Here is a 26,235-nt window from a genome sequence, read left to right on the forward strand (position 1 = left end):
GTTTAGGAGTCATGAGATAGAAACGAGGAGCGAATTTCATTCTCAGAATTCGCCCCTCAATGCTCACTTCTAATTAAAAAATATCCGTAATTCCACCACCCGCATTTTTTTGATCTGGGGTAAGTTTATAATTGGGGTTAGAAACGCGATTGGGGTCGCTCACTTCAAATTCCCCTCCTTTGATTTGATTCGCAAAAGTTTCAAGGCGAGCATAAGCGCGCTCGTCGTTCGGATTGAAATCTTTGACGATGCTGTCCAAATCGCGGATATTGGCTTGGGTATTGGCAATATCGCTGGCAATTTGTCCCGAAATCACTTCCAGCGCATAATCCAACTGCCAATCCTGATTTTGTCCGAGTACCTTACGAGCACGAGTAGTGGCGTTGTTGGCGGCAGCCATCGCCCGTGATTCTGTTTTTAATAAGTTAATACTGGTGGCAAAGTCTTTGAGTTTCTCGTCAAACGCATGACCATACCCCACCAATTTACGGTCAAGTTTTGCAAACACGTTGGCCCGTGAGCCAAAGGTATCGACCAGCCTCCGATAGGTTTCTGCTTCCGAAACCGACCGGTTGCCATCGCCAATAGCGGCATTTAGTTTTCCCTCCAACTCCACAAAATCGTCGGTTTCACGCGCGGCATCGCCGCCTTTTTCGATCATTTTGTCCAATTTTGCTTTCAGCACCTTAGCTTCTTCTTGGCAGTAAACAACCTTCTGACTGGCATCTTTGGCCAATTTTTCTGCTTTTACGGCCTCTTGCTTCATTTGAATTTTGCAGGCGTTTATTTCCGCTTTGACAGTTTCAAATTCTCGCCGAGAGTCTTTCATTTTGCCGAGCTGGTCATCCAATTCGGCAAATGGGTCAATTCTGATGAGAAGCTTGTGTAAACTCCGAACAATGCGACGGAAGACTTTGAAAATGAGCGGAGAGAGCATAAAACCTAAAAGGACTGCGCCCACCACGACCATGGCTTCAATCATTTTGAAACCCAGCGTAATGACCCCCACCAGCAACGAAGTAATCAGCGGCAACAACACCGTGATAAAGCCGTAGCCCACGGCAAGGATCAGGACCAGTCCTACCAACCACGCAATGGATTTTTCGCCTTTTTTCCAATTGGCCATATTTTCGGGAAGGACTTTCAATTTATTTTCGCCGCCTTCCAAATGTTTCAGAATCGGCAAATCAGAGAGTTTGGTTAGAGCTTGGTTATTTTCCATGAGCGAAAAAGTGGTTTTGATGCGTTCAAAAATAGTTATTTAAGTTTGAAATCTTCGTCGTCGGTATCCTAAACTTACTCAAAGTGAGAAAGTGATAAATGGTTAATGATTGTTAACGATGATTTATTGATTACAAAGATGAAAACAGTAACTTAGGTGCAAGTTAAAGAAATCCTTTCAGTCAAAAGCGAAGCAGTTAGTTAACGGCCTTTAACGCGACAGTAGGTTGAAAATCAAGTTTCTACATGGGTAGGATTGCTTTCGGAGATTTAATACACCAAAGGTATAGTGTTCTCTGAAATCGTTTTAGGGTATTGGTATGAATGGTTGCGTAGCTTTAAGAAGTGTAAATTTTAATTAAGATTGGCGGAATTTTCCAAATTAAAAAAAAACTGAAACAATCTCCCACCCGCCACAGGCGTTAATCCGTCATTACCATGTTTTTATTTCATAATTAACTCTCTCTTACAACCATGAAAAAAATATTTTTTGCGCTGGCTTTTTTGGTGGCATTTCAGGCAACGGCCCAGTTTAATCGCAAATTGATTTTTATCGGTGTCAGGGGTGGTGCAAATTTTTCTCGGCTAGAGACCCAAGACCTTAGTATAAAACGTCCGGGCGCATCAACCCTTGATTTTTTCAAAACCAATTCTACCAACAGAACAGGCTACGTAGTGGGTGCCTATGCGCGCATCGGACGGAAATTATTTATTCAGCCCGAAGTTCTTTTGTCCTCCAAAGGGGGCACATTCGAAATATTCAAGGACGGCAGCACTACGCCTGTCAATGTAGATGTCAAGTTCAGTCAGATTGATATTCCTGTTTTAATCGGGCTTAAACTCGGCCCTCTGCGGTTTAATGCGGGCCCGATGGCATCACTTAACATCGCACAGGGAAGTCAGCTTGGCGATGCCCTCAAAGTATATACGAGTCAAAATGTTAACAAGACCATTGAGCAGGCTACTTTCGGTTTTCAGGCAGGTGTGGGGTTGGACATCCGCTCTTTCAACATTGACCTTCGCTACGAAAGTGGTTTATCTAATATTTCACAACTAAACCTGCAAAACAACGCACAGTTTAACAGCAAAGTCTCTCTTTGGCAATTAACGGCTGGTTTTGTGTTGTTTTAGCGCCTAAAATAAACAAGCCGCTCCGATGTCGGAGCGGCTGTATGACCAATTAACCCACTAAAATATAATATTTTTGACTAAGCGCACTTGACAATTGGCGTAAGCACTTCACAAACTTCACGGATACGACGACGTGAGATGGCTATTTCTCTTCCTCCGCGTAATTTTAGTGAACGCTCATACTCACAAAATTCCTGCAAATACTTCAGATTGATTATCCACGATTTGTGTACCCTTAAAAACATCTGATCATCCAAAATCGCCGCATAGCTTTTAAGTGTTTTCGAAACTAAGTATCTTTTGCCATCATTAGTATATAAAAATGTATAATTACCGCATCCTTCCATGCACATCAATTGATCGGTTTGAATTACTACCTGATGGTTTCCGTTAGGAATAATAATGCTGTGTATCGCCGGAGAGCTAACCGTCTTAGTAGAAAGATAACTGTTGAATAAAGGTTGAGTATTCATGATCGTGTTGATTTTATGATTAAGGAGTTGTAGGGACGTCGAATTGACAAAACAAACTTACTACAAAAAAAACCGTCACAAAAACACGTAGAAATACGCACAAAGACATAAAACCCTAACAGACAACAACTTATAGACAAGACAAATGAACTAAATCAGTACTACCACTTGATAAAACACGTAGAAATACGTATAGCAAAAAGCCCCTTACACAATGGTATGTAAGGGGCTTTTTGTGAATATAAATAATTATAATACTATTCTTTGGGTGCCTGAGAATTAGATAATTTAGCTTTATTAGCCGCTTTGACAATCAGAAAAATCACCCACATCGTTATTAGGAACTGAATGACTACGTTTAAAAATCCTCCGTAGCGAATGGCTACTTCGGCCGCTTCTGTGGCGGGATCAGCCGCTTTCAGAACTATTTTGAGTGCTGAAAAATCAACCCCACCAATGGCGATGCCTAATACTGGATTAATAATATCATCCATAAAGGCTGTAACTACTTTCCCAAAAGCAGCACCAATAAGTACTCCAACCGCCAGGTCAAGAACATTGCCTTGTGCAATAAATGTTTTAAATTCTTTAAGCATAACAATACAGTTTTGAGGTTTAAGAAAGACCTAAAATAGATATAATACAACTAAATATAACTACCAACTGTATAAAAACCCAAAATTGATTGATTGTGCCAGCTGCATTTGTGCTACTTGGTCCTGGTCATAAATTGCAATTAATCCCAAGTTTACATTGAAATATTTAGCAAATTTTGCGGTCAACTGCGCATCCAAACGGTTATCAATTGCTCTTAAGTCTTTTGCCCCCGCAAACGCCTGATACCTCCACTTAAAATTTACGTCTTTGACAATATCCTTGTCAAAATTCATTACTAGCTGCATGATTGCCACTTCATTACGAACTGATTTTCCCCGCTCAACACCGTAATTAGAAAACTTATATTCGGGGGCTAAAAGGTCAATGGCTTTATATAGATTTTTATTTCCCAAAATAGTCTGCCGAACCGCCCCAGGAGAAAATTGCATACTAAAAAACTTATTGGGTTTCCATTCTATACCAATGGCTTCCGTTAAATAAGCGGGGGTAAAAAAAGCAGAAATAAACGGCATTCGCTCATTCCCAAAGTCCCGTCCGTTGGCAATTTGGGTAAGGAAGTTAAGATTTGTAAAGAAATACCACTTCGAAACTTCACCTAATTTACGCCCGTATTTAGAATCAAAAAACAGCCGGTCTACGCTTTTACGAAAAGCATCACCTTTATTTTTGATTGCTCCCAGCTGAAATTGAAAATCATTAACCCAATTATTGCGGTCGCGGGTATATTCTCCTTTTGAGTTAAGGTACACACCCAGCGCGATATTATTAAGCCCTCCTCCTTGCCACCCGTCATTAAAAGTTCCTTGGCTAAGATTGAGACCAAACTTTGACGCTTTTTTCCAATAGCTAGTATCTTTGGGAGCTTCTTGAGCCAATGAGGCTAAAGAAAAAAAACACGAAACCCAAAACGTAAGAATGCAATAGTAATATTTATTCATCATCAGAATAATTTGGCTTGATAAAATAATTATTCATTTTCAAATATTTCAACTTTTTTAGCTTGCAAAGTCTGAAGGGGAAATACAGTTTTTGTTTCACCCGTTTGAAGGGTTAGGGTTGTATTATCAAGACTTGTAATGATTCCTTTTGTTTCATCTACTTTGATAACTTGGCCCTCTTTGTAACGACTTTTTGTGTAAAATGAAGAGAGAATATTTGCTAAAACATCCCTAGAAGCAAATCCATACCCTACGGCAAATGCTAAAATAATTCCGCCAATCATTAAGTTAAAACTCGATTCGAGCAACTCCGTATTGATGCCTGCCTGCCCCAAAGCGCTGATAAGGGTAATCACTAAAAAAAAAGCAAAAATTACATTACCAATTAATTTAGCTGAAGGCACATTAAACGACTTACATATAGAAACAACAGCATTTTTAATAGCCTCTGCTACCAACACTCCTATTTGAAGCATGATGGCTGCTACAATTAGTTGAGGGACAAAATTGACTAATTTTTCCACCAAACTTGTAATAGCTCCGATACCCAAAGTCTTGGTAGCATCGGTCACAAAGCCGAGCATGATAAAATAATAAAGTACCTTAGAAACAATTTGGCTTAGTTTTATTTCTGTTTGTAATTGTTTTACAATACTTATTTCATTGAGCTTATCTCCAATCTTATCAAACCCCACTTTTTCTAATACTTTTTTAGTAAGGATAGCCAATATCTTGGCCACCACATATCCAATAAATAGGATAAAAAAAGCAAAAATAAATCTTGGTACAAATTCAACAAATTGGTTAATTAACTTTGTTAAAGTACTAATTAATATCTCTTTTAAATTAGGTAATTCTTTCATCAGTAATCATTTTATTTTGATTCCTCATTTGGCTTATCAGGGTTAATCATTACCTCAGCTGCACTGAAAAAATGGCTAACAAACAATGTAACAATTTCAAAAGTATTCCGAAGTGTATCAATTTCAGAAACCAATGCTTTTTTCAGTGATTCAGGTACGCTATCGTCTGGGTCAATATCAAAAAAAGGATTATTCATATTTTTATGCAGACCTCAAAGGTTTAATGTTTTGCCCACCATTTAAGTAAAATAAGTATCTTACTTAGTAACAGTATAGAAAAGAGCAAACTTTCTGCATATTTTTTACGTAGTTTCTCTCGTGTCCGCTTAAGCCTCATTTTAACGGCGCTTTCAGTGAGGCCAAAAGTATCCGCTATATCTTTAATACTAAAGTCATCTTGATATTTCATCAGCAGAATCGTACGTTCTTCGGGAGCGATTCCATCAAGTACTTCCCGAAGTCTTTTAGCATCCATTTCTATTTCTTGGATATCATCTGAGTCATCAATTACATCAATACCCTCCGTTAATTCATCTTCTGCCATTTTCTTAGCTGTTCTCAATTGATCCATACAATAGTTGTAAGTAATTGAGAATAACCATGTTGAAAATTTTGAATTTTCTTTAAATGAACCTAAACGAACGATAAGCTTCAAGAAAATATCATGCGTAAAATCTTCGGCTTTTGCTTGGTCTTTGACGAAGGAAAGGCATTTTCGGTACACTTTATCAGCATAACGGTCATATATTTCTTCAAAAAAAGGATTACGCTGGGTATCAACGTATAAACGCACTAACTGCTCGTCAGTATAGTTCTTCATTCCAATCGAGTGTACGTTCATTATGACGAAAAAAAATAGGTTAAGTAACGAAAAAAAGAAATAATTCAGCTAAAAATTTCACAGGTAGCTTACAAGCAAAACAAACTATGCTCTTTATTGGCTAAAAATAAAACTTTTATATTAATTTATTTATAAATTCGTTCGTGATATATGATAATTGTCATAAAAAAGGCAAAAAAAACCCCGAAAATGATTTTCGGGGTTTTCATTTAATATGTTATTTAATTATGCACCGATTGCAATGTGCTTAAAGGTCTTAACTGTTAAGCCTTTTTGTGTTTTATCAAGTAATTGAGAAATGGTTAAAGAACCATCTTTAATAAATTCTTGATTCAACAATGTGCTCTCTTTGTAAAATTTATTCAAGCGACCCAAAGCAATTTTTTCAAGCATTGCTTCTGCTTTTCCTTCATTACGGGCAAGCTCTTTACCCACTTCAATTTCACGCTCAATCGTAGCAGCATCTACGTCACCTTTATCAACTGCAATTGGCTTCATGGCTGCAACTTGCATTGCAATGTCACGACCTACTTCTGATAGATCTGCACCGTTTACGCCAGTGAAAGCAACCAGTACACCGCGCTTATTGTTTGAGTGTACGTACGAGCTAACAACATCTCCCGTTACGTTTTCGTAAGCGATAAGCTCTAATTTCTCACCGATTTTACCGATAAGTTCTGTAATATGCTCAGCGAGCGTACGGCCGTCAGCCTGAGGAGTGGCAAGCAATGCTTCTTTGTCGGGAGCGTTGCCAGCTACTGCTTGGCTCATAATGTTGGTAGCCAGATTTTGGAAACTTTCTACTTTCGAAACTGGCTCAGTTTCACACGCCAAACCTACAATTTTACCATTAGTACCATCTGGACTAACGTGTACAAGAACAAGACCTTCTGAAACTACGTTGTCGGCACGTTTAGCGGCGACTTTCTGACCTTGTTTACGAAGAATATCAACTGCTTGCTCAAAATCACCGTCTGCTTCGGTAAGGGCTTTTTTACAATCCATCATACCTGCACCAGTCATTTGGCGAAGCTTATTAACATCTGCTGCTGTGATAGCCATTTTATGAATTAAGTTTTGAGATTTAATTAGTTTTAGTTTTGGAATTTTAATTGATTCTACGATTCTGAAAAGGGATTTTCTTGAGTAGAAGAATTCTGAAGACAAAAGTCGTTAAAATCAATTAAGTTCTACTTTATGAAATCGTTAAACGGAATAGCCCATAGCTTATAGAAGGCTACGGGCTATCCGATTAGACGGCTGAGGCACGGCCGCTGTCGCGGGACCGCCGCCGAAGCGGGTCTATATTATATCGAAGTTGTTTATTCTTCGGTGTCTGCCTCAATAGCGGCTTTTGGCGCTTCTACAACATCTGCTGCAGTTTCATCTACTGCACGTTTTGCATCTTCTTCCTCTGCCAAGCGAGCATCATCACGCTCTTGCTTGCGCTCAAGTAAGCCTTCCTCAATTGCTTTTCCGATCGCTAGTGTAATCAACGAAATTGATTTGTATGCATCATCATTGGCGGGAATTACGAAGTCTACCTCGTTAGGGTTAGAGTTCGTATCACACATGGCAATGACAGGAATGTTCAAACGTTTTGCTTCCGCAACTGCGATGTGTTCGCGTTTTACGTCAACAACAAACAAAGCAGCAGGCAAACGAGTCAAGTCAGCTACACCACCCAACAAACGCTCCAATTTATCTTTCTCACGACCTTTGATAAGGCGCTCACGTTTTGCGATATTGCTGGCAGTGGACTCGTCGCTAAGCATTTTGTCCAACGTCTGCATTTTTTTCAATGACTTACGAATAGTGGCGAAGTTGGTCAACATACCACCCAACCAGCGCTCCGTCACAAACGGCATCTTCAAACGACGCGCTTCTTCCGATACGATTTCTTGGGCTTGCTTTTTGGTAGCAACAAACATCACTTTACGACCTGAACGTACTACGCTTTTGACATAGTGACAAGCTTCATCCAATGAAGCAATCGTTTTGTTAAGGTCGATGATGTGAATCCCGTTTTTCTCCATGAAAATATACGGAGACATACGCGGATCCCACTTACGGGTCAAGTGACCAAAATGTACGCCTGCATCCAACAGGTCTTTGTACTCTAATTGTGCCATTTTTTTGATTTGATAAATGTTAGAAATAATCCTTACCAACGAAGGATTTTAAAAGTGTGCAGCACCACACATCGGACACGATAAGCGCGGCCTGGACTTTTCATTGAACAATTAACATTTATCATTAAATAACCTTGGATTGAGCTTGGGAGCGCTTTCCTTGACTTACTGTTCAAATGGTTAGTACTTAATGGTAACTGTTCAATGAAAATATTAACGTTTAGAGAACTGGAACCGACGACGGGCTTTGGCGCGACCGTATTTTTTACGTTCAACCATACGCGCGTCACGAGTCAAGAACCCTTCTTTTTTCAATGCTGGACGGAACTCGCCGTTGATTTCGCACAAAGCACGAGCAATCGCCATACGAGTGGCTTCTGCTTGTCCTCTGATACCACCTCCTCGAACATTTACTTTAATGTCGTAGTTGGTTGCTACGTTAACGGTGGTCAACGGTTGCTTCAAAATGATTTGAAGCGTCTCAACAGGGAAATACTCAGCAAACTCACGGCCATTGACCTTGATGTTGCCTTGCCCGGCTGATACATAGACACGAGCCACTGAAGTTTTTCTTCTACCTACTGTGTTAGTAACTTCCATTTTTTTATTTTTAGTACTTAAAAGTTAATGGTTTAACTTTTAATGAACTCGTTTTTTAAAAGGTGATCTCTTTAGGTTGCTGAGCCGAATGCGGATGTTCTCCACCTGCGTATACGTACAAATTCGTAAATATACGACGTCCCAGACGGTTCTTTGGAAGCATTCCTTTCACGGCCATCTCAACGACGCGGTGCGGGTGTTTTTCCATAATCTCACGAGGAGTAGCGAAACGCTGTCCACCCGGATGTCCTGTGTGACGAACGTATTCTTTGTCTGTCATCTTCTTGCCTGTCAAACGAACTTTGTCGGCGTTGATAACAATCACGTTGTCTCCGCAATCTACGTGCGGGGTAAAATAAGGCTTGTGCTTTCCACGCAAAATTTTGGCAATTTGGCTGGCCAAACGTCCCAAGATTTCGCCGTTAGCATCTACCACGATCCAGTCCTTTTGGACGGTTGCGGAGTTAGCCGATACGGTTTTGTAACTGAGTGTATCCACTTTAGTTATTACTTTTTTCGTTGAAAATCAATTAATTAACTATATAAACGGGCATTTTGAGGCGAAAATCGGACTGCAAATATAGCGGTTTGATTTTTGAATCACAAAATGATTCTGAAAATTAAATTATTAGTGATTTATTCTTTATTCTTGCAGTGGCAGAGGCTCCCCCCTTTTCAAGGGGATTTTCGGGCCTGAAAATCATAAATCGCAATTCGTACATTGAAAATTATTGTTGTATATGCCTCAATTTGATTTTTTAGTGATTGGCTCTGGCATCGCGGGCTTGAGCTACGCCGCCAAATTGGCGCGGCATTTTGATGCGCAAAAAGAGAAGGTCTCCATTGCGGTTATCACCAAAGTACAAGCCGACGAAACCAACACCAAATACGCTCAGGGGGGAATTGCCGCCGTGTGGGCCGAGGAAGATTCGTTCGAAAAACACATCGAAGATACGATGGTGGCGGGTGGCGGAATCAGCAAAAGAAATATTGTAGAGATTGTGGTTAAAGAAGCGCCTGAGCGCATTATGGAGCTAATTTCTTACGGTACGCGCTTTGACAAAGAAGCCGACGGCGAGTATGATTTGGCCAAAGAAGGCGGCCACTCCGACCACCGTATTCTGCACTTCAAAGATGCCACGGGGGCCGAAATAGAACGGGCGCTTCTGAGCGAAGTCAAGAGCCATTCGTCGATTCAGATTTTTACGCATTATTTTGCCGTAGATTTAATTACCCAACACCATCTAGGAGAAACTGTCTACCGGCACCGCGACGATATTAAATGTTTTGGAGCCTATGTTTTGAACACAAAAACGGGAAAAGTAGAGAAATTTTTGGCCAAAACAACCATGCTGGCCACGGGGGGAATCGGCAATATTTATCAAAATACGACCAATCCGCGCATCGCTACTGGCGATGGCATTGCCATGGCTTACCGCGCCAAAGGCGTCTGCGACAACATGGAGTTTATTCAATTCCACCCCACGGCGCTTTATCAGCCTGGCAAAAAGCCCAACTTCCTGATTTCAGAAGCCGTGAGAGGTTTTGGGGGGATTTTACGCAACAAAAAAGGCGAAACATTCATGGAGCATTATGACCCGCGCCTTTCGCTTGCCCCCCGAGACATTGTAGCGCGCTCTATTGACTCCGAAATGAAAAAATACGGTGATGAGCACGTTTATATCGACGTTACGCACTGCGATTACGAAAAATTTATTGAGCATTTTCCCAATATTACCGCCTACTGCAAAGACAATCTGGGCATTGATATACGCAAAGATTACATTCCGGTAGTGCCCGCGCAACATTATATGTGCGGCGGTATCAAGGTGAATGAATTTGGACAGACGAATATTTTTTACTTGTACGCAACGGGAGAGTGCGCCTGCACGGGCCTGCACGGTGCCAATCGTTTGGCTTCAAACTCGCTCCTCGAAGCCGTGGTTTTTGCACATCGGGCTTTCGAGAAAACAATCGAGAATTTAGCCGACGCCTACATCCCTGACAACATCCCTGAGTGGAACGACGAAGGGACTACGCATCCCGAAGAAGCCATTTTGGTTACCGAAATGACCAAAGAATTGGAAGCAATCATGTCAAATTATGTCGGAATTGTGCGCACCAACCGTCGTTTAAAACGCGCCCACGACCGCGTAGAGCTTATATTTAAAGAACACGAAGAATTGTACTGGCAATCAAAGGTTTCGGTGCCGATTATGGAACTCCGTAACATGATTAACGTATCGTATTTGGTCTTGAAAATGGCCATGGCTCGCCGCGAGAACGTGGGACTTCACTTTAATTTAGACCACGTGAAGAAATAAAAATAACATTCTCGAAACGTAGAATTTAATATTTTTGGGTGTTTATCAACAAACACCCTTTTTTTAGTTTTACTAAACCCTTTTATGAAAAAACCTTCTGAATTTCGCCTCATGGTATGGGGGTCTACTGCTGCTTTTTGTGCCTATGCCTGTATGTACGCTTTTCGAAGGGGGATTACGGCCGCCACGTTTGACGGGTTGGTTTTTTGGGGTATCAATTATAAAATCTGGTTGATTACGCTGCAAGTACTGGGCTATGCTTTTTCCAAACTTATTGGTATTAAGGTAGTTTCAGAAATGAAACCTGCCCAACGCGCCATTTATTTGCTATCTTTTGTGGGGTTTGCAGAATTAGCTTTGTTAGGTTTTGCACTCGTTCCAGCCCCTTATAATATTCCTTTTCTATTTTTAAATGGGCTTCCGTTGGGCATGGTGTATGGCACAGTGTTAGGCTTTTTGGAGGGCCGTCGCCAAACGGATGCGCTGGTGGCTGGGCTTACTGCGTCGTTTATTTTTGCTTCAGGATTTGTCAAAACCATCGGCAAAACGCTGTTAAATTCGGGCGTATCCGAATTTTGGATGCCGTTTACGACGGGTTTGCTGTTTGCCGTTCCGTTGGTATTGGCGGTTTGGGCATTGGCAAAATTACCCGCCCCTACGGCCGAAGACCGCGCCGAGCGCACCGAGCGTGCCCCCATGAATGCCGCCGACCGCAGCCGCTTTATCAAAACCTTTTCGGTGGGCCTGATTACCCTGATTGTTTCCTACGTTTTCCTAACGGCCTTCCGTGACTTCAGAGACAATTTTGCTCCTGAAATATTAAAACTCGCTGGGGTAGATAATCCCTTGATTTTTACCCAAACCGAAACCTTTGTATCGGTCTTTATTTTGCTGCTGATGGCTACGCTGCGTTGGGTAAAAGACAATTGGAAGGCGTTTTATCTCATCAATCTGCTGTTGATTGCCGGAGGAATTACGGTAGGTGTCAGCACGTGGCTGTTTCAGCAGGGAATGCTGTCACCGGGCGTGTGGTTTACGCTGACGGGCGTGGGGTTGTATTTAGCGTATGTGCCTTGTAACGGCCTTTATTTTGAGCGTTTTGTGGCTTCGTTCAAGTACGTAAGCACGGTAAGTTTTGTGGTGACCCTAGCCGATTGGTGGGGTTATTTGGGAACCGTGGGCGTATTGCTCTACAAAAACTTCGGCCAACCCAACATCAGTTTTCTGGATTTCTTTATTTACGGAGCCTACATTTTGGCAGTGGTGTATGTGGTGTTGGTGGTGGTTTCGTTTGGGTATTTTAAGCGAAAGTACAAAACCATGCAACCTGAAGTTGTCAGCTAAAAACTTGCGTCCTAATACTGTAAAGTTGCAGTATTAGGACGCAAGGCAATCATCTCTTATTTCGTCACTGATTACTCCTTCGCCAAAAACGCTTCAATCTGCTCCGCCGTTAGGTACACTTTTCCAGAACGGGTTTTGAGGTGCTCGCGGAAAGCGGCTTTGATAGGCTCTGACCATTTCATGTCTATTTCGCCTGGCGTAAATTTATTTTCACGGAGCATTTTGTGGCCAAATTCATCTTGAAGGGCAATAAACTCTGCTCTGTTCACTACTTTTTCGGCCAAATGCGCTGGAATAAAAATCACGCCTTCAGGTTTTCCCAAGACTAAATCTCCCGGCAATACCGACGCCCGACCGATACGGATGGGGCAGTTGATACAGGTCATGGTCATGTCTTTGATGGCCGACGGGTCGTAGCCACGCGTAAAACCCACAAAGCCATCAATGGCGCTCAAGCCCTCCAAATCGCGTACGCTGCCGTCAAATACCACGCCTGTTTTAGATTTGGCGTAAATAGAATTGCCGAGGTTATCACCGATGAGCGTTCCGTCCACGATTTTTCCGAAACCATCGGCTACGTATACGTCATTGATCTGTAGGGCATCAATCGGCCAAGAATTAGAAGCGCCTTTTCGCCCCTCAGCTTTACCTTTTTCTTTAATTGGCTTTTCCATGTCGGGGCGAGAGGGCATGTATTGGGCCGTAAGCACGCGCCCGACGAGTGGTTTTTCGGGGTGAATAATCTGAAAGCCTCCTTCAAATTGGTTGTTATACCCATCGCCGCGCATAATCCCCCAAGCTTCTTCGATAGATACATTGGCTAGGCGTTTCACAATCTCATCGGGCACTTTCGGACGGCCATCGGGAAAGCGTTCACCTTTCCATTCTTGGGTGTAAAATTGGATAAGCTCTTTGGGAGCTTGGATTTGGGCCAGTAGTGCGTAGTGAGTAGCGAGTAGTGAGAAAAGTATAATTAGCTTTTTCATAATCAAAATAGTCCACCTCCCCCGAGGAGGATGTTAAGTTTGGTTTACTCCCCCTCTGGGGGATAGGGGGCTTACAAAAATCCTACAATTACCTCATTTACACTTCTATCTTTTTCCAACGGTGAATTTTGAAATATTTTCAGAAAAAATTGACCTAATCTTGTGTTTCCGTACTGTTGACCGCCAGAGAAGCAGTAGTTCGGAGCCCAAATTCGTTATCCCCGGTTTCATTATTTCTTTTCACATTTTTAATTCTAAACCCCAATGAAAAAACTATTAGACCGATTCAAACTCCCTGATAACCACGCCCAATCCGAAAACAAGCGCCGCGATTTTCTAAAAAAAGGTATGTTGGGCGGGTTGTCGTTAGGGTTAATGCTGGATGGTAAACATGAGCAAGAAATGGAATACATTACGCAAAAAGTAAAGCGTGATTCTAAACCTGCCGATCTTAAAATTACGGATGTACGCATCGCGCATTTGCAGGGAGTTCCGTTCAAAAGCCCCATCATCAGAATTGATACCAATCAGGGGTTAATAGGTTGGGGGGAAGTACGCGATGGGGCAAGTCCCAACTATGCGCTCATGCTCAAAAGTCGTTTGCTGGGCCAAAACCCCTGCAACGTTGAGAAGATTTTTAAAGAAATCAAGCAATTTGGCGGACACGGTCGGGCCGCTGGTGGCGTTTGCGGCGTAGAAATGGCGCTCTGGGATTTGGCCGGCAAAGCCTACAACGTACCTGTTTATCAAATGTTGGGTGGAAAATACCGCGATGAAATCCGGATGTATGCCGATACGCCCGAAATTACAGACCCTACCAACTTTGCTAAAAAACTAAAAGAAACCCGTTTGGATAAAGGCTATACCTTCCTTAAAATGGATTTTGGTATTGGTCTGTTGGCAGATAAACCTGGAATGCTGACGGGGGCAAATGTTTGGAAACTCAACCAACGCGACAATAAAACCAAAACCGTGGGTAACTATGGCGCTACCAAACACCCTTTTACGCGTATTCAAATTACCGATAAGGGGTTGGATTATATTGCCGAGTATGTAAGCAAAATTCGTGAAGGAGTGGGGTACGAAATCCCCGTTTCAGCCGATCACTTTGGACACTTTGACGTTAACACGGCTATTCGTCTTGGCAAAGCCGTTGAAAAATACCAATTGGCTTGGCTCGAAGACCTTGTGCCTTGGTTTTATACCGACCAATGGAAGCAAATTTCGGACGCTATCGACACGCCCACACTGACGGGAGAAGACATTTACTTAAAAGAAGAATTTATTAAACTCATCAACGCCAAAGCCGTTGACATGATTCACCCCGATTTGGCCTCTTCTGGGGGTATTTTGGAGACCAAGAAAATTGGCGATTATGCCGAAGAGCACGGCATTCCGATGGCAATGCACTTTGCAGGTAGTCCGATTTCGTTCATGGCCAATGTTCATTGTGCCGCTGCTACCGAAAACTTCGTAGCACTTGAGCACCACGGCGTAGATGTACCCGGCTGGGAAGACATTGTAACGGGCAGTAAGCCACTCGTGGTCAATGGATTTGCCCCCGTACCCAACAAACCAGGCTTGGGCGTGGAGCTAAACGAAGAAGGAGCAAAACGCTTCTTGATGAAAGACCAGAAATGGTTTGCCCCGACCGACGAATGGAACACCAAAGATTCGTGGGACCGGGATTGGAGCTAGTTCATTTTTAACCTATCAATAAGTACCTGTGATGTAGGCGTCGGGCGGTTCAAAACCGTCTGGCGCTTTTTTGTTTCCAACCATTTAGGCTTGATTTTCGTCCAATAGAAAAAAGAATTACGCAATGAAAAATCTCCTGTTGTTGGTGTTTTTAGTGGGTATGGTAGGGTGCCGTGAAAAGGCCCTTTCGCCAGAAGAATTACAGCCTCTGGCAGGTAAGTGGCGATTAAGCGCGGTTCAACCAGCGGGCAAAAACGAATGGGAGGATGTGACCCAAAGCGGCCAGTATCAATTTGAAATACGCTACGACGGCGTCATCCTTGACCAAAATGGCTTACCTGCCTGCTGCGCCCCAAAATACCTCAGTGTAAACGGAAAAACATTTACCATTGTGCCCAAGGAAAGTCTTCCCACCAATCCCCAATGTGCATTGGTGAGTTGTTTAGCTTGTGATACGTGGAATATGGATTTACAGGGTGATAAGCTGATTGTCAGTTACTGCGAGGGAAGCGGTCGCAACCGTTTTGTGAAAATGTAAAGAGTTTCTTTGCTATCATTCAAGAACAAAACTGACGGGCAAATTATACTTTACTCTCACTTTTTGACCGCGCTCCGTGCCAGGAAACCACTTACCGCTCATTCCTTTGACCACCCGCAGGGCCTCTTCGTCGCAACCGCCGCCGATTCCTTTGAGTACTTCGTAGTCGCACAGGGAGCCGTCTTCGCATACCACAAAAGAGATGAAGACTTTTCCTGAAATATTTTTTCGGGCCGCCGCTTTGGGGTAGTTGATATTTCTCCCTAAAAACATTGCCAAAGCCGAAAGCCCGCCCGAAAACTGCGGAAGTTCCTGTACTTCGGTGTAGGTATGTTCTGTACCGTCCAACAACAGGCGTCCCTGTACCAATTTGCCTTTATCGTAGGTTTCTTCATAATAGAGCGTGCTGTCGGGACGCTTGGCAAGCCACTTCCCTGCTTTTTTGCCATTCTCAAAAGCGCCCTGTTCGATGATCCATTGGTCTTTTTGAACCTTAGTTCTATAAACACCCCAACCATTCCCACCTTTAACCCAGACGTTACCTTCCCGAGACCACAAATCAATGACAGTGATTCCCGCCGGCTTTGTCGGGTCGGGCAACTCCTGTAACCGAACTTCTTTCAGTTGGCCGTTATCATACCACATCTGTATCTTTTCGTTTTTCCCGTCTACTATCTGCCGTTCCTGCAAGGCACCGTTGGCGTAATATTCAGCAGAGGAAACGACCTTATTGCCCTGTTTTTCTTTGGTTGACAACAGTTGTCCATTTTTCTGAACAATCGTTTCGGGCACGTACGAATTCCAATCTTTATCCCTGACTGTCAACCGATAAGCTGGAATCGAATCGATCATTGTTTCATTGACAATCTTGTACATCAATGAATCTCTCTTAAACGGCACCGACAAAAAAGGCTTCCATTCTTTTTTCTTCAACTCTTCAAAAACCACATCATCCCTTACAAGGCCGTTTTTATCAACGGGAATGTATCTCCGAAAATGGTACTCGGTGGGGTCTTGCGTAAACTGGAATTTTTCGTTAAAATAATCCACCAGTCGTTGGCTGGTGCTGTCATAATTGGTGACGGGCATATCGGGGAAAACAACGAAAAAATTGAAATCCTGACGAACGGGCTTTGTGTCTTTAAGGGCAGGTTCCCACGCCCGATAAAGCCCTACAACCCTCAGCGCTTCGGCATCACAAAGTGGATGGATGCCTTTGATGATTTTCAGGCCAGAGACGCTGCCGTCGGTTTCTACAATACCACTCATAAATACCCGCCCCTGTACTGATTTAAGCCGTGCCTGAAAAGGTATCTGCAAATTATCCTTGACGAATTGCTGCAAATACGCAAACCCGCCTTGGGGTTGAGCCGCTTTGTCTACGTCACGTTCGGGATAAACGGTCTGGCTGTAAGCAGTAAGCGAGAGCAGGGTGGATACCCATAGAATCAAAGTAAATTTCATGGCGCTGTAAGTAGTTGAGGTTGTATTGTGTAAAAATCAAAAGACCTGCATTTAAACAAAAAGTAACGGATTGTCCAAGGTTTTTTGGCAAATTATCCGTTACGTCATTCCCCACATGCCATGTTTGGGTAGATGGGATGATTTTAGCAATTTTGTCGCTGCTTACTTACGACAGACGGGCCGTCTGTACCACTAAATATGAAAATTGGGTTTGTCGTTTCTTTCTTTGATTTCCGCAACGACGTGCGGCGTGTAATGGCCGAAGTTGCTAAACAACACGAAGTAATCATTTTTGGCCGCCCCGAAAATCGCAACGAAATTCTGCGGCATCTGCCCGAAGGACTGGAATTCAGGGTCATCAACGAGCGCAAAAACAGTTTTTGGAATAACGTTTGGATGAAATTGTTCGTACTCTTCAAACGTATTCCCAAAAGTCGTCATAATTTTTTCCTGATGGAGCTGTTCAAAGCCTCTCATGCCACCGACCCAGCAGTTCGAAAAAAAAATTATAAAATCATCCAATGGGTCCGGCGACTGCCCAAGTTCATTTCATACGATACTTACCTAAAAGGTCTGAACTATCAGAAAGGTACTGACTTAAGCGAAATCGACCAATTTGTGTGCTTTACGGCCATTGCCGACGATTTCCTATTGGCCCGCCTTCTCCACGAAAAGTATCCCGTAAAAGTATATGTATACAGTTGGGACCACGCCTGCAAGCACATTTGTTTTTCTGAACGCGCGCATTATATCTGCTGGAATGAGCGCATCAAAGAAGACATTGTTCATCTACAACATGTTCCACCAGCCCACGTAAAAGTAGTTGGCGCAAGCCAATTTGCTTACATCCATGAGTATCAACAACGGCAAGCACAACTACCCCGAACTTACCCCTTTCGATATATATACTTCGGCTGCGCCATCGGCATTGATGATTTGGTCAAAGAAGAAGTCAGTGTGGCCATTTCAGTGGCACAGGTGTTAGCAAAAACCCGCCCTGAGCTCACATTAGTGGTTCGCCCTTATCCAGTACAGGGCAATTGGGAAGTGTATCAAGCCCTCCGTAATCTACCCAATGTAATCATGGACGATGGTTTTCGGACGGTTGATTTGTCGGTAAAAGATGGACATATTTTGGAAAAATTTGAGAAGATTGCCCACGCGGAGGCCTTTTTTCATTTAGGCACCACCATGGGCTTGGAAGCATGTTTCACAGATACGCCTTCGTTCATCTTAGATTATGGCTACAAAAACAAAGACGGTCTGAGTTTGTACAGTTTTATTCACCAATACCAAAACGACCGCCACTTGATTGACCTTGCGCCCCAGAATGCCGTTCGGTCCGAACGTCATTTGACAGAAATTTTAAAAGAATTGAACAACCCCACGTATCGTCTACTCAATAAACAAGTACAAGCACAATATCAAATCAAGTCATTTCAACAATTCTCGGAGGATTTGTTAGCACCATAGTTTCTCTTAACTTTGGTCATTTTCAAACCCTTAACGATATGCCCTTGAATCATTTTTGCCGTGCCGTGACCTTGATGCTGCTGTCAGCATTACCACTTTTTTCTCAAACGGGTACCCGACAAGCCCCTCCCCTCCTATCGGCGGCTACGCCCGAGTCGGTGGGGATGTACTCAGAGCGGCTCAATCGGCTGGACGGCATGATTCAGTCGTATATCGACAAAGGCGCTTTTCCGGGCGTGGCGGCCATTGTGGTTCGTAATGGTAAAATTGTGTACTACAAAGCCTTCGGAAAAGCAGACCTTGAAAGCAATAAACCGTTGGCCAAAGATGCCATTTACCGAATTGCTTCCATGACCAAAGCCATTACATCGTTGGCCGTGATGATGCTCCACGAAGAAGGCAAAATCATGCTCGATGATCCCATCAGCAAATACATTCCAGAGTTTGCTAAGCCAGTTGTGCTCGACCAATTCAACCCGAAAGACAGCAGCTTTACGACCCTGCCCGCTAAGCGGGAGATTTCGGTGCGGCATTTGCTGACACACATGTCGGGAATCAATTACAATGTCATTTCCAGCGATGAGCGTCTTCGGGCCATTTATACCAAAGCAGGAATTGTGGATGCCTTTACCACCGAAAATCTCAAAATCGGGGATAACATCCGAAAACTAGCCAAACTTCCGCTCAATCATCAGCCCGGCGAAAAATGGACCTACGGCCTAAGCGTTGATGTACTAGGGTATTTGGTGGAAATTGCGTCCGGAATGACCCTTGACCAGTTTTTTCAGCAACGGATTTTTGCCCCACTGGGCATGAAAGATACTTACTTTTATCTGCCTGATTCTAAAAAAGACCGTTTGGTGCCGCTGTATTCCGAAGATAAAGACAAGAAGTTGGTCAAAGGCACCACCAACTCGTTATCGGCAAACCCCAATTACCCGATTGAGGGAGCCAAAGCCTTTTATTCAGGCGGCGGTGGCCTATCAAGCACAGCATACGACTATGCCATTTTTCTTCAAATGCTCCTGAATGGCGGCGTGTACAACGGCAAACGGCTGTTGAGCCGCAAAGCCGTGGAGCTTTTTACCAACACCAACCAAAGTGGAACGTTGTTTCCCGACCCACGCAGCTACTTCAGTTTGGGGTTCAGCGTCGTAAGCGAAGCAGGGCGCTCAAAAGGTTTGGGCAGCGTGGGCACCTTCAGTTGGGGCGGGGCATTCAGTACCAACTATTTTGCCGACCCTAAAGAAAAAATTTGCGCCGTTATTATGAAACAAATGTGGCCTACCAGCTACGGTGGCGAAATAGACCGTAAGTTTGAAATGATGATTTATCAGTCATTGGATGATTAAGGCACAAGAACGATTTTTCCGATGTGCTCTGAGCTTTCCATCAATCGGTGGGCTTCGGCCGCCTCGCTGAGTGGAAATGTTTTATAGAGAATCGGTTTGTATTGACCCGTGCCCATGAGGGGCCAAACGTACTTTTCTACTTCGGCCGCCAAAGCCGCCTTAAATTCGGCATCACGGGGGGCAAGCATGCTTCCCGTGATGGTCAGGCGTTTGCTCATCACTTCCAAAATATTGAACTGCGTTTGCGCGCCGCCCAAGCTGGCAATAAAACACAGACGACCATCGGTTCGCAACAGACGTATATTTTTGGAGGTGTACTCTCCGCCAATGTAATCCAAAATAGCATCCATTCCGAAAGGTTTAAAGACGTCTTCAAAATTTTGGGTTTTGTAATTTACGCATTTTACCGCCCCCAATTCTTCACAAAATCGACATTTTTCATCCGTTCCTGCGGTAGCAAATACCTGTGCCCCAAAGGCTTTTGCCAATTGAATAGCGGTGACCCCAATACCGCTTGTACCACCGTGTATGAGCAGATTCTCACCTGGCTGCAAGTGCATCCGTCGAAACACATTGTCCCATACGGTCATGCTTGTCTCGGGCAAACAGGCAGCTTCTTCAAACGAAAGGCCTTCTGGAATGGGGAAACAATGATGGGCATTGGCCAAGGCATATTCGGCGTAACCACCGTGGCGAATGAGCGCGCATACCCGGTCGCCTACTTTCCAGCGGCTCACCGAAGAGCCTATTTGCTCCACTACCCCCGCGATTTCTAAGCCCAACGGCTCGACAGGCGCCTGACCCGAAACCCCGTAACGCCCTTGACGCATCAACAAATCGGCCCGGTTGACCCCTGCCGCATACACCCGAATCAGTACGTCTTGCAGCACAGGTACGGGCAAGGCACGTTCTTGCAAATTCAGGACTTCGGGCCCGCCCGTTTGGGAAACAATAACTGCTTTCATTATATTCGAAAATTAGATAAACAATTGTCAATACAATCCATGAAGGTACATGACACTCCAAAAATAAACATCCATTAACTTTGTATTATTACTTTTGAAGTATTTACTATAACAATCCTTAGAACGATCCAAACTACTAATACATAAATATGTCAGCGACAACCATTCAATTTAAGCATGTAAGCTACCTTTGGGATGACGCCAAAGCCGCCGAGTTGGCGGGCGATGAAGTAGCTCTCTTTATCTACCGCTCCAATATCCTTGGTGCCGACCTTCGCCTAACAAACTACGGAGGAGGAAACACATCGGTCAAAATTACGGATAAGGACCCACTTACCGCAAAAGATACGGAAGTAATGTGGATTAAAGGTTCAGGAGGGGATATTGGTACCCTCAAAAAATCGGGTTGTGCGGCATTGTATCTGGATCGTTTGCGTAGTTTGGAGAATGTTTATCGCGGCTTAGAATTTGAAGATGAAATGGTGGAGTTGTTCAACCATTGTATCTTCGATTTAGCGTCAAAAGCGCCTTCTATTGATACTCCTTTACACGGATTTTTACCGTTTGCCCATATTGACCACCTTCACCCCGACGCAGCGATTGCGATTGCAGCGGCCAAGGATGGCAAAAAAATTACGAACGAACTCTTCAACGGCGAAGTGGGCTGGGTAGAATGGCAACGCCCAGGCTTTGAATTGGGCCTCCAACTTCGTACCTGTTTGGAAGAAGCCGCCGCCAAAGGCATCAAATTACGTGGTATCATGCTCGGCTCACACGGCTTGTTTACGTGGGGTGATACTTCTTATGAAAGTTACATCAACACGCTCGAAGTCATCGAAAAGTGTGCTGAATATTTGGAAGCAAATTACGGCAAAACCCGTCCTGTATTTGGCGGTCAGAAAATTGAAAGCCTGTCGCCAGAAGACCGTCAAAAACAAGCGGCTAAATTAGCCCCTGTATTGCGCGGTTTTTGTTCGTCATACCGCACCATGGTTGGCCATTTTACGGACGACGCACGCGTATTGGAATTTATCAACTCCAATGATTTGGACAAATTAGCGCCTTTGGGCACTTCTTGTCCTGACCACTTCCTTCGCACCAAAATCAGCCCGCTGGTATTAACCTTGGCCCCTGACGAAGATTTGTCGGACGTGGCGGCGTTGAAAGAAAAACTTCTGCCGGGCTTTGTCGCGTACCGCGAATTATATACGGATTACTACGAAACCTGTAAGCATCCCAACTCGCCCGCCATGCGTGACCCTAATCCGGTGGTTATTCTATACCCCGGCGTAGGAATGTTTACGTTCTCAAAAGATAAAACAACGGCCCGTTTGGCCTCTGAATACTACATCAACGCCGTCAATGTGATGAAAGGCGCCGAGGCAGTATCAGAATACACCTCATTGCCCCGTCAGGAGGCTTTCAACATTGAATATTGGCTGTTGGAAGAAGCTAAACTTCAACGTATGCCCAAGCCCAAGGCGCTTTCTGGACGCGTAGCGTTGATTACGGGAAGTGCGGGAGGTATCGGAAAGGCCATCGCTCGTCGCTTTGCCGAAGAGGGTGCGGTAGTGGTCTTGAACGATATTAATGAAGAGCGTCTGGCGGGAGCCAAAGAAGAGTTTGTGAAGAAATTCGGTAAAGATGCCGTGTCGACCACGCTTCTGAACGTGACCGATGCCCAGAGCATTTTATCGGCAATGGACGCTGCCGCCTTGGCCTTTGGCGGTGTGGATATCATTGTCAACAACGCAGGAATCAGTATCTCTAAACCCATTGAAGCCCATACGATTGAAGATTGGGATAAGTTATATGACATTTTGGTCAAAGGTCAATTCCTCGTTACCCAAGCGGGTATTGCGGTAATGCGCAAGCAGGGCTTTGGCGGAGATGTCATCAATATTGTGAGTAAAAATGCCTTGGTATCAGGACCTAACAACGCAGGTTACGGTTCGGCCAAAGCTGCTCAATTGCATTTAAGCCGACTTAATGCCGCCGAATTAGGCGGTGATAAGATTCGGGTCAATACCGTCAATCCCGACGCGGTTATTGCCGATTCAAATATTTGGGCTGGTGGCTGGGCCGAAGGCCGCGCCAAAGCCTACGGCATTACAGTAGAAGAATTACCCGCATATTATGCCAAACGAACATTGTTGAACGAGGCTATTTTGCCCGACGACATTGCCAATGCCTGCTTCGCCTTCGTGGGAGGGTTGCTCAGTAAATCGACCGGTAACGTGTTGAACGTAGACGGCGGTGTAGCAATGGCTTTTGTTCGTTAATTAAAGATTGTTTTTTCATCATAGGTTAGTTTAATACTCGAATCTAACGTCTGACTTCAGGCGTTAGATTTTTTAAATCGTTTATTTCCTAACTTCAAATCGGTCATTACCATGCAACTCGAAAAATACAAGATACAACAGCACAACGACGACCTGCTCAAGGGCCACGAGCGCCGTTTGAGCTATATTACTTCCGAAATCGAAAACGCGGAAGCCATCATTCAGAAAGTCGTTGATTTTCAGATTGCCATTCCTTCGTGGGCATTGGGTACGGGCGGCACCCGTTTCGGGCGTTTTTCGGGCGGCGGTGAACCGCGTACATTGGAAGAAAAAATTGAAGATGTGGGTCTGCTGCATTCTTTAAATCAATCCAGCGGAGCCATTTCACTGCACATACCGTGGGATATTCCACAAGATGCCAAAGCCATCAAAGCCTTGGCAGCGCAACACGGTTTGAAATTTGATGCCGTCAATTCCAACACCTTTCAAGATCAGCCTGACCAAGCCCTTACTTACAAATTCGGTTCGCTGCAAAACGTCAATAAAGCCATCCGCAAACAGGCAATTGAGCACAACATCGAGGTAATCAAACAAGGTATTGAGCTCGGGTCAGAATCTTTGACGGTGTGGCTTTCAGATGGTTCGTGCTTCCCGGGCCAATTGAATTTCCGTAAAGCGTACCAAAATACCCTCGAAAGTTTGCAAGAAATTTACGCGGCTTTGCCAGATAATTGGAAGCTGTTTTTGGAATATAAAGCCTTCGAACCCAATTTTTATTCAACCACCGTCGGCGATTGGGGACAATCGTATTCGTACGTTCAGAAGCTCGGCAACAAAGCCTATACACTCGTAGATTTGGGCCACCATTTGCCTAACGCCAACATTGAACAAATCGTTGCGTTGCTGTTGATGGAAGGAAAACTAGGCGGCTTCCACTTCAACGATTCCAAATACGGCGACGACGACTTAACTGCTGGCTCCATAAAGCCGTATCAGCTATTCCTGATTTTCAACGAATTGGTAGAAGGAATGGACGCACGCGGCATGAACCACGCCACCGATTTGGGTTGGATGATTGATGCCTCACACAACGTCAAAGACCCCCTCGAAGATTTGCTGCAATCGGTCGAAGGCATCATGATGTCGTATGCGCAAGCGCTATCGGTAGATAGAAAAGCGCTCGAAGAAGCCCAAAACAATAACGACGTGGTGCGGGCACAAGAGATTCTGCAAAACGCGTTCAGAACCGACGTTCGCGCCTTGGTTGCCGAAGCTCGTCTGCGGGCGGGTGGGGCATTGAATCCTTTAGAATTGTACCGCAGCCAAAAAGTACGCGAGAACCTCATCGCCGAAAGAGGGCTCAAAACAGTAGCGACCGGTTTGTAATATGAAAATTCCCGTTTGCGCCGTATTAGACATCGGCAAAACCAACAAAAAGCTTTTCCTTTTTGACGAAAACTATAAAATTGTCCTCGAAAAATCGGGGCAATTTCCCGAAACTACCGACGAAGACGGCGACCCGTGTGAGAACGTAGCACTCCTCACCTCTTGGGTAAGCGACTCGCTACAAGAGGTATTTGCGTTAGAAGAATACGACGTCAAAGCCATCAATTTTTCGACCTACGGAGCCAGTTTGGTCCACGTAGACGAAAAGGGGGCACCCGTGGCACCCTTATATAATTACCTCAAACCTTACCCTGAAACGCTCCAAAAGCAATTCTACAGCGCCTACGGCGGCGAGCAGGAATTCACCCGCAAAACGGCTTCACCTATTTTGGGAAGTCTCAATTCAGCGATGATAATTTATCGACTGAAATACGAAAAGCCTGAACTGTTTGCCAAAATCAAGTATTCATTGCATTTGCCACAGTATGTAAGTTCATTGGTAACAAACCTGTTCGCTTCTGATATCACGAGCATTGGTTGTCATACCAACCTCTGGGATTTTGACCAAAACACCTACCACGCTTGGGTAGCGCAAGAAGGCATTCTGGAAAAATTAGCCCCGATTGAGCCTGGCGATAAAGTAGTCACCAAATCCATTAACGGCCACGACCGACTCGTGGGTATTGGCCTGCACGACAGTTCGTCGGCGCTGATTCCGTATCTGGTTAGTTTTCATGAGCCTTTTGTCTTGATTTCCACGGGCACTTGGTGCATCAGTCTTAATCCGTTCAATCATACGCCCCTAACCGACGAAGAGCTTCAATACGATTGCCTTTGTTATATGCAATACAACGGCAAGCCCGTCAAAGCGTCGCGGTTGTTTGCTGGCTACGAACATGAACAACAAACCAAACGGTTGGCCCAACATTTTCAAAAAGAAGCCAATTATTACAAAACCGTTGCGTTTGATGCGCGCATTATCAATGAATTGAAAGCCGAGAAAAAAACCGATGGTATTGATTTTGAGCGTCTTTCTAAGCCCCCCATGACCGAAGGGCTTTTTGGGCAGCGCGATTTAGCAGGCTACGATTCCTACGAAAAGGCGTATCACCAACTGATACTAGACATTGTCAATCAACAGATTATCTCGACAGGGTTGGTCCTGACGGGCTCAAGCGTGAAGCGCATTTTTGTGGACGGAGGATTTGGTAAAAACCCTATTTACATGAATTTGCTCGCGGCCGCATTCCCCGAAATGGAGATATTTGCGGCGTCGGTAGCGCAAGCCACGTCGTTGGGCGCGGCGCTGAGTATTCATCGTCATTGGAACACCCAACCCCTCCCCCCTGACCTCATTGATTTACGATTTTACAATAGCGGCTCAACTTATATTCAGCAGTAACAACTAAAAACAAAAATCTCTCTGTAAGAGCTTATAGTCTCTTTTGCAGAGAGATTTTTTTGATTGACGACAGTGAACTAGCGGATCAAAACCAAAAGTTGTGGAGAGCGTTGGATTTTTTTAGGTTTGTGTTTTAATCAACCCTATCTGTTTTGGAAAGTTTTCTGCCTTTATTAGAGTACCTCTTACCTGATTTTATCGTAT

Annotated in this window: 24 protein-coding genes; 10 read left to right on the forward strand and 14 right to left on the reverse strand. The window is 44.2% G+C overall.

Annotation, left to right across the window (positions count from 1 at the left end):
• Positions 1–73: 73 nt before the first annotated feature.
• Positions 74–1,222 (reverse strand): hypothetical protein, encoded by a 1,149-nt coding sequence (locus NCI00_RS26625; protein ID WP_253532708.1) that lies wholly within the window; start codon positions 1,220–1,222, stop codon positions 74–76.
• Between the two features lie 473 nt (positions 1,223–1,695).
• Here NCI00_RS26625 and NCI00_RS26630 point away from each other — a divergent pair, with 473 nt between their 5' ends.
• Complete coding sequence (locus NCI00_RS26630; RefSeq protein WP_253532711.1) at positions 1,696–2,352, forward strand: porin family protein; 657 nt, start codon at positions 1,696–1,698, stop codon at positions 2,350–2,352.
• Positions 2,353–2,429: 77 nt separating this feature from the next.
• Here NCI00_RS26630 and NCI00_RS26635 read toward each other — a convergent pair whose 3' ends face one another.
• The 10 genes from NCI00_RS26635 to rplM form a co-directional block, all read right to left on the reverse strand.
• Entirely contained in the window at positions 2,430–2,825 is a 396-nt protein-coding gene (locus NCI00_RS26635) for a LytR/AlgR family response regulator transcription factor (protein ID WP_253532713.1), read from the reverse strand.
• A 257-nt stretch (positions 2,826–3,082) separates the two neighbouring features.
• Complete coding sequence (gene mscL / locus NCI00_RS26640) at positions 3,083–3,421, reverse strand: large conductance mechanosensitive channel protein MscL (protein WP_166556713.1); 339 nt, start codon at positions 3,419–3,421, stop codon at positions 3,083–3,085.
• A 60-nt stretch (positions 3,422–3,481) separates the two neighbouring features.
• The gene (locus tag NCI00_RS26645) at positions 3,482–4,384 is read right to left on the reverse strand and encodes a DUF3078 domain-containing protein (protein ID WP_253532716.1); all 903 of its coding nucleotides are present in this window, start codon (positions 4,382–4,384) and stop codon (positions 3,482–3,484) included.
• A gap of 26 nt (positions 4,385–4,410) precedes the next feature.
• A complete protein-coding gene (locus NCI00_RS26650; protein ID WP_253532718.1) occupies positions 4,411–5,244 on the reverse strand; it encodes a mechanosensitive ion channel family protein in 834 nt (277 codons plus the stop codon).
• Between the two features lie 11 nt (positions 5,245–5,255).
• Positions 5,256–5,441, reverse strand: a complete 186-nt coding sequence (locus NCI00_RS26655) for a hypothetical protein (protein ID WP_253532721.1) — start codon at positions 5,439–5,441, stop codon at positions 5,256–5,258.
• 23 nt (positions 5,442–5,464) lie between these two features.
• On the reverse strand, positions 5,465–6,064 hold the full coding sequence (locus NCI00_RS26660; protein ID WP_253532724.1) for an RNA polymerase sigma factor: 600 nt from the start codon (positions 6,062–6,064) through the stop codon (positions 5,465–5,467).
• 246 nt (positions 6,065–6,310) lie between these two features.
• Positions 6,311–7,147, reverse strand: coding sequence for a translation elongation factor Ts (gene tsf / locus NCI00_RS26665; protein WP_253532727.1), 837 nt, complete (start codon positions 7,145–7,147; stop codon positions 6,311–6,313).
• Between the two features lie 260 nt (positions 7,148–7,407).
• Positions 7,408–8,217: a 30S ribosomal protein S2 gene (gene rpsB, locus NCI00_RS26670; RefSeq protein WP_166556707.1), complete on the reverse strand. Its 810-nt coding sequence runs from the start codon at positions 8,215–8,217 to the stop codon at positions 7,408–7,410.
• Between the two features lie 213 nt (positions 8,218–8,430).
• Positions 8,431–8,817, reverse strand: a complete 387-nt coding sequence (gene rpsI / locus NCI00_RS26675) for a 30S ribosomal protein S9 (protein WP_114067714.1) — start codon at positions 8,815–8,817, stop codon at positions 8,431–8,433.
• Positions 8,818–8,872: 55 nt separating this feature from the next.
• Positions 8,873–9,316 (reverse strand): 50S ribosomal protein L13, encoded by a 444-nt coding sequence (rplM, locus tag NCI00_RS26680; RefSeq protein ID WP_253532730.1) that lies wholly within the window; start codon positions 9,314–9,316, stop codon positions 8,873–8,875.
• Between the two features lie 241 nt (positions 9,317–9,557).
• On the opposite strand from rplM, the gene nadB reads away from it, so the two are divergent.
• Complete coding sequence (nadB, locus tag NCI00_RS26685) at positions 9,558–11,141, forward strand: L-aspartate oxidase (protein WP_253532732.1); 1,584 nt, start codon at positions 9,558–9,560, stop codon at positions 11,139–11,141.
• An 84-nt stretch (positions 11,142–11,225) separates the two neighbouring features.
• Positions 11,226–12,485, forward strand: coding sequence for a DUF5690 family protein (locus NCI00_RS26690; RefSeq protein WP_253532735.1), 1,260 nt, complete (start codon positions 11,226–11,228; stop codon positions 12,483–12,485).
• Positions 12,486–12,556: 71 nt separating this feature from the next.
• Here the strand turns inward: NCI00_RS26690 and NCI00_RS26695 are convergent, their stop codons facing one another.
• The gene (locus tag NCI00_RS26695) at positions 12,557–13,471 is read right to left on the reverse strand and encodes an RraA family protein (RefSeq protein ID WP_166556704.1); all 915 of its coding nucleotides are present in this window, start codon (positions 13,469–13,471) and stop codon (positions 12,557–12,559) included.
• A 264-nt stretch (positions 13,472–13,735) separates the two neighbouring features.
• On the opposite strand from NCI00_RS26695, the gene NCI00_RS26700 reads away from it, so the two are divergent.
• Positions 13,736–15,169 (forward strand): mandelate racemase/muconate lactonizing enzyme family protein, encoded by a 1,434-nt coding sequence (locus NCI00_RS26700; protein WP_253532738.1) that lies wholly within the window; start codon positions 13,736–13,738, stop codon positions 15,167–15,169.
• Between the two features lie 124 nt (positions 15,170–15,293).
• Positions 15,294–15,707 carry a hypothetical protein gene (locus tag NCI00_RS26705; protein ID WP_253532739.1) on the forward strand — a complete coding sequence of 138 codons (414 nt, stop codon included), beginning with the start codon at positions 15,294–15,296 and terminating at the stop codon, positions 15,705–15,707.
• A gap of 15 nt (positions 15,708–15,722) precedes the next feature.
• Here the strand turns inward: NCI00_RS26705 and NCI00_RS26710 are convergent, their stop codons facing one another.
• Positions 15,723–17,171 (reverse strand): TonB family protein, encoded by a 1,449-nt coding sequence (locus tag NCI00_RS26710; RefSeq protein WP_253532741.1) that lies wholly within the window; start codon positions 17,169–17,171, stop codon positions 15,723–15,725.
• A gap of 198 nt (positions 17,172–17,369) precedes the next feature.
• On the opposite strand from NCI00_RS26710, the gene NCI00_RS26715 reads away from it, so the two are divergent.
• Positions 17,370–18,644 (forward strand): glycosyltransferase family protein, encoded by a 1,275-nt coding sequence (locus NCI00_RS26715; protein WP_253532743.1) that lies wholly within the window; start codon positions 17,370–17,372, stop codon positions 18,642–18,644.
• A 38-nt stretch (positions 18,645–18,682) separates the two neighbouring features.
• Entirely contained in the window at positions 18,683–19,996 is a 1,314-nt protein-coding gene (locus NCI00_RS26720; RefSeq protein WP_253532745.1) for a serine hydrolase domain-containing protein, read from the forward strand.
• Here NCI00_RS26720 and NCI00_RS26725 read toward each other — a convergent pair.
• Positions 19,993–20,961 (reverse strand): NAD(P)H-quinone oxidoreductase, encoded by a 969-nt coding sequence (locus NCI00_RS26725; protein ID WP_253532746.1) that lies wholly within the window; start codon positions 20,959–20,961, stop codon positions 19,993–19,995. The genes NCI00_RS26720 and NCI00_RS26725 overlap by 4 nt on opposite strands.
• Positions 20,962–21,110: 149 nt before the next feature.
• Here NCI00_RS26725 and NCI00_RS26730 point away from each other — a divergent pair, with 149 nt between their 5' ends.
• The 3 genes from NCI00_RS26730 (at position 21,111) to NCI00_RS26740 (ending at position 26,031) form a co-directional block, all read left to right on the forward strand.
• Positions 21,111–23,243: a bifunctional aldolase/short-chain dehydrogenase gene (locus NCI00_RS26730; RefSeq protein WP_253532748.1), complete on the forward strand. Its 2,133-nt coding sequence runs from the start codon at positions 21,111–21,113 to the stop codon at positions 23,241–23,243.
• 111 nt (positions 23,244–23,354) lie between these two features.
• On the forward strand, positions 23,355–24,629 hold the full coding sequence (locus NCI00_RS26735) for a sugar isomerase (protein ID WP_166556696.1): 1,275 nt from the start codon (positions 23,355–23,357) through the stop codon (positions 24,627–24,629).
• Position 24,630: 1 nt separating this feature from the next.
• Entirely contained in the window at positions 24,631–26,031 is a 1,401-nt protein-coding gene (locus NCI00_RS26740; RefSeq protein ID WP_253532751.1) for an FGGY-family carbohydrate kinase, read from the forward strand.
• The last annotated feature ends 204 nt before the right edge of the window (positions 26,032–26,235 follow it).

Source organism: Runella salmonicolor (assembly GCF_024158025.1).
Classification (GTDB): Bacteria; Bacteroidota; Bacteroidia; order Cytophagales; family Spirosomataceae; genus Runella; species Runella salmonicolor.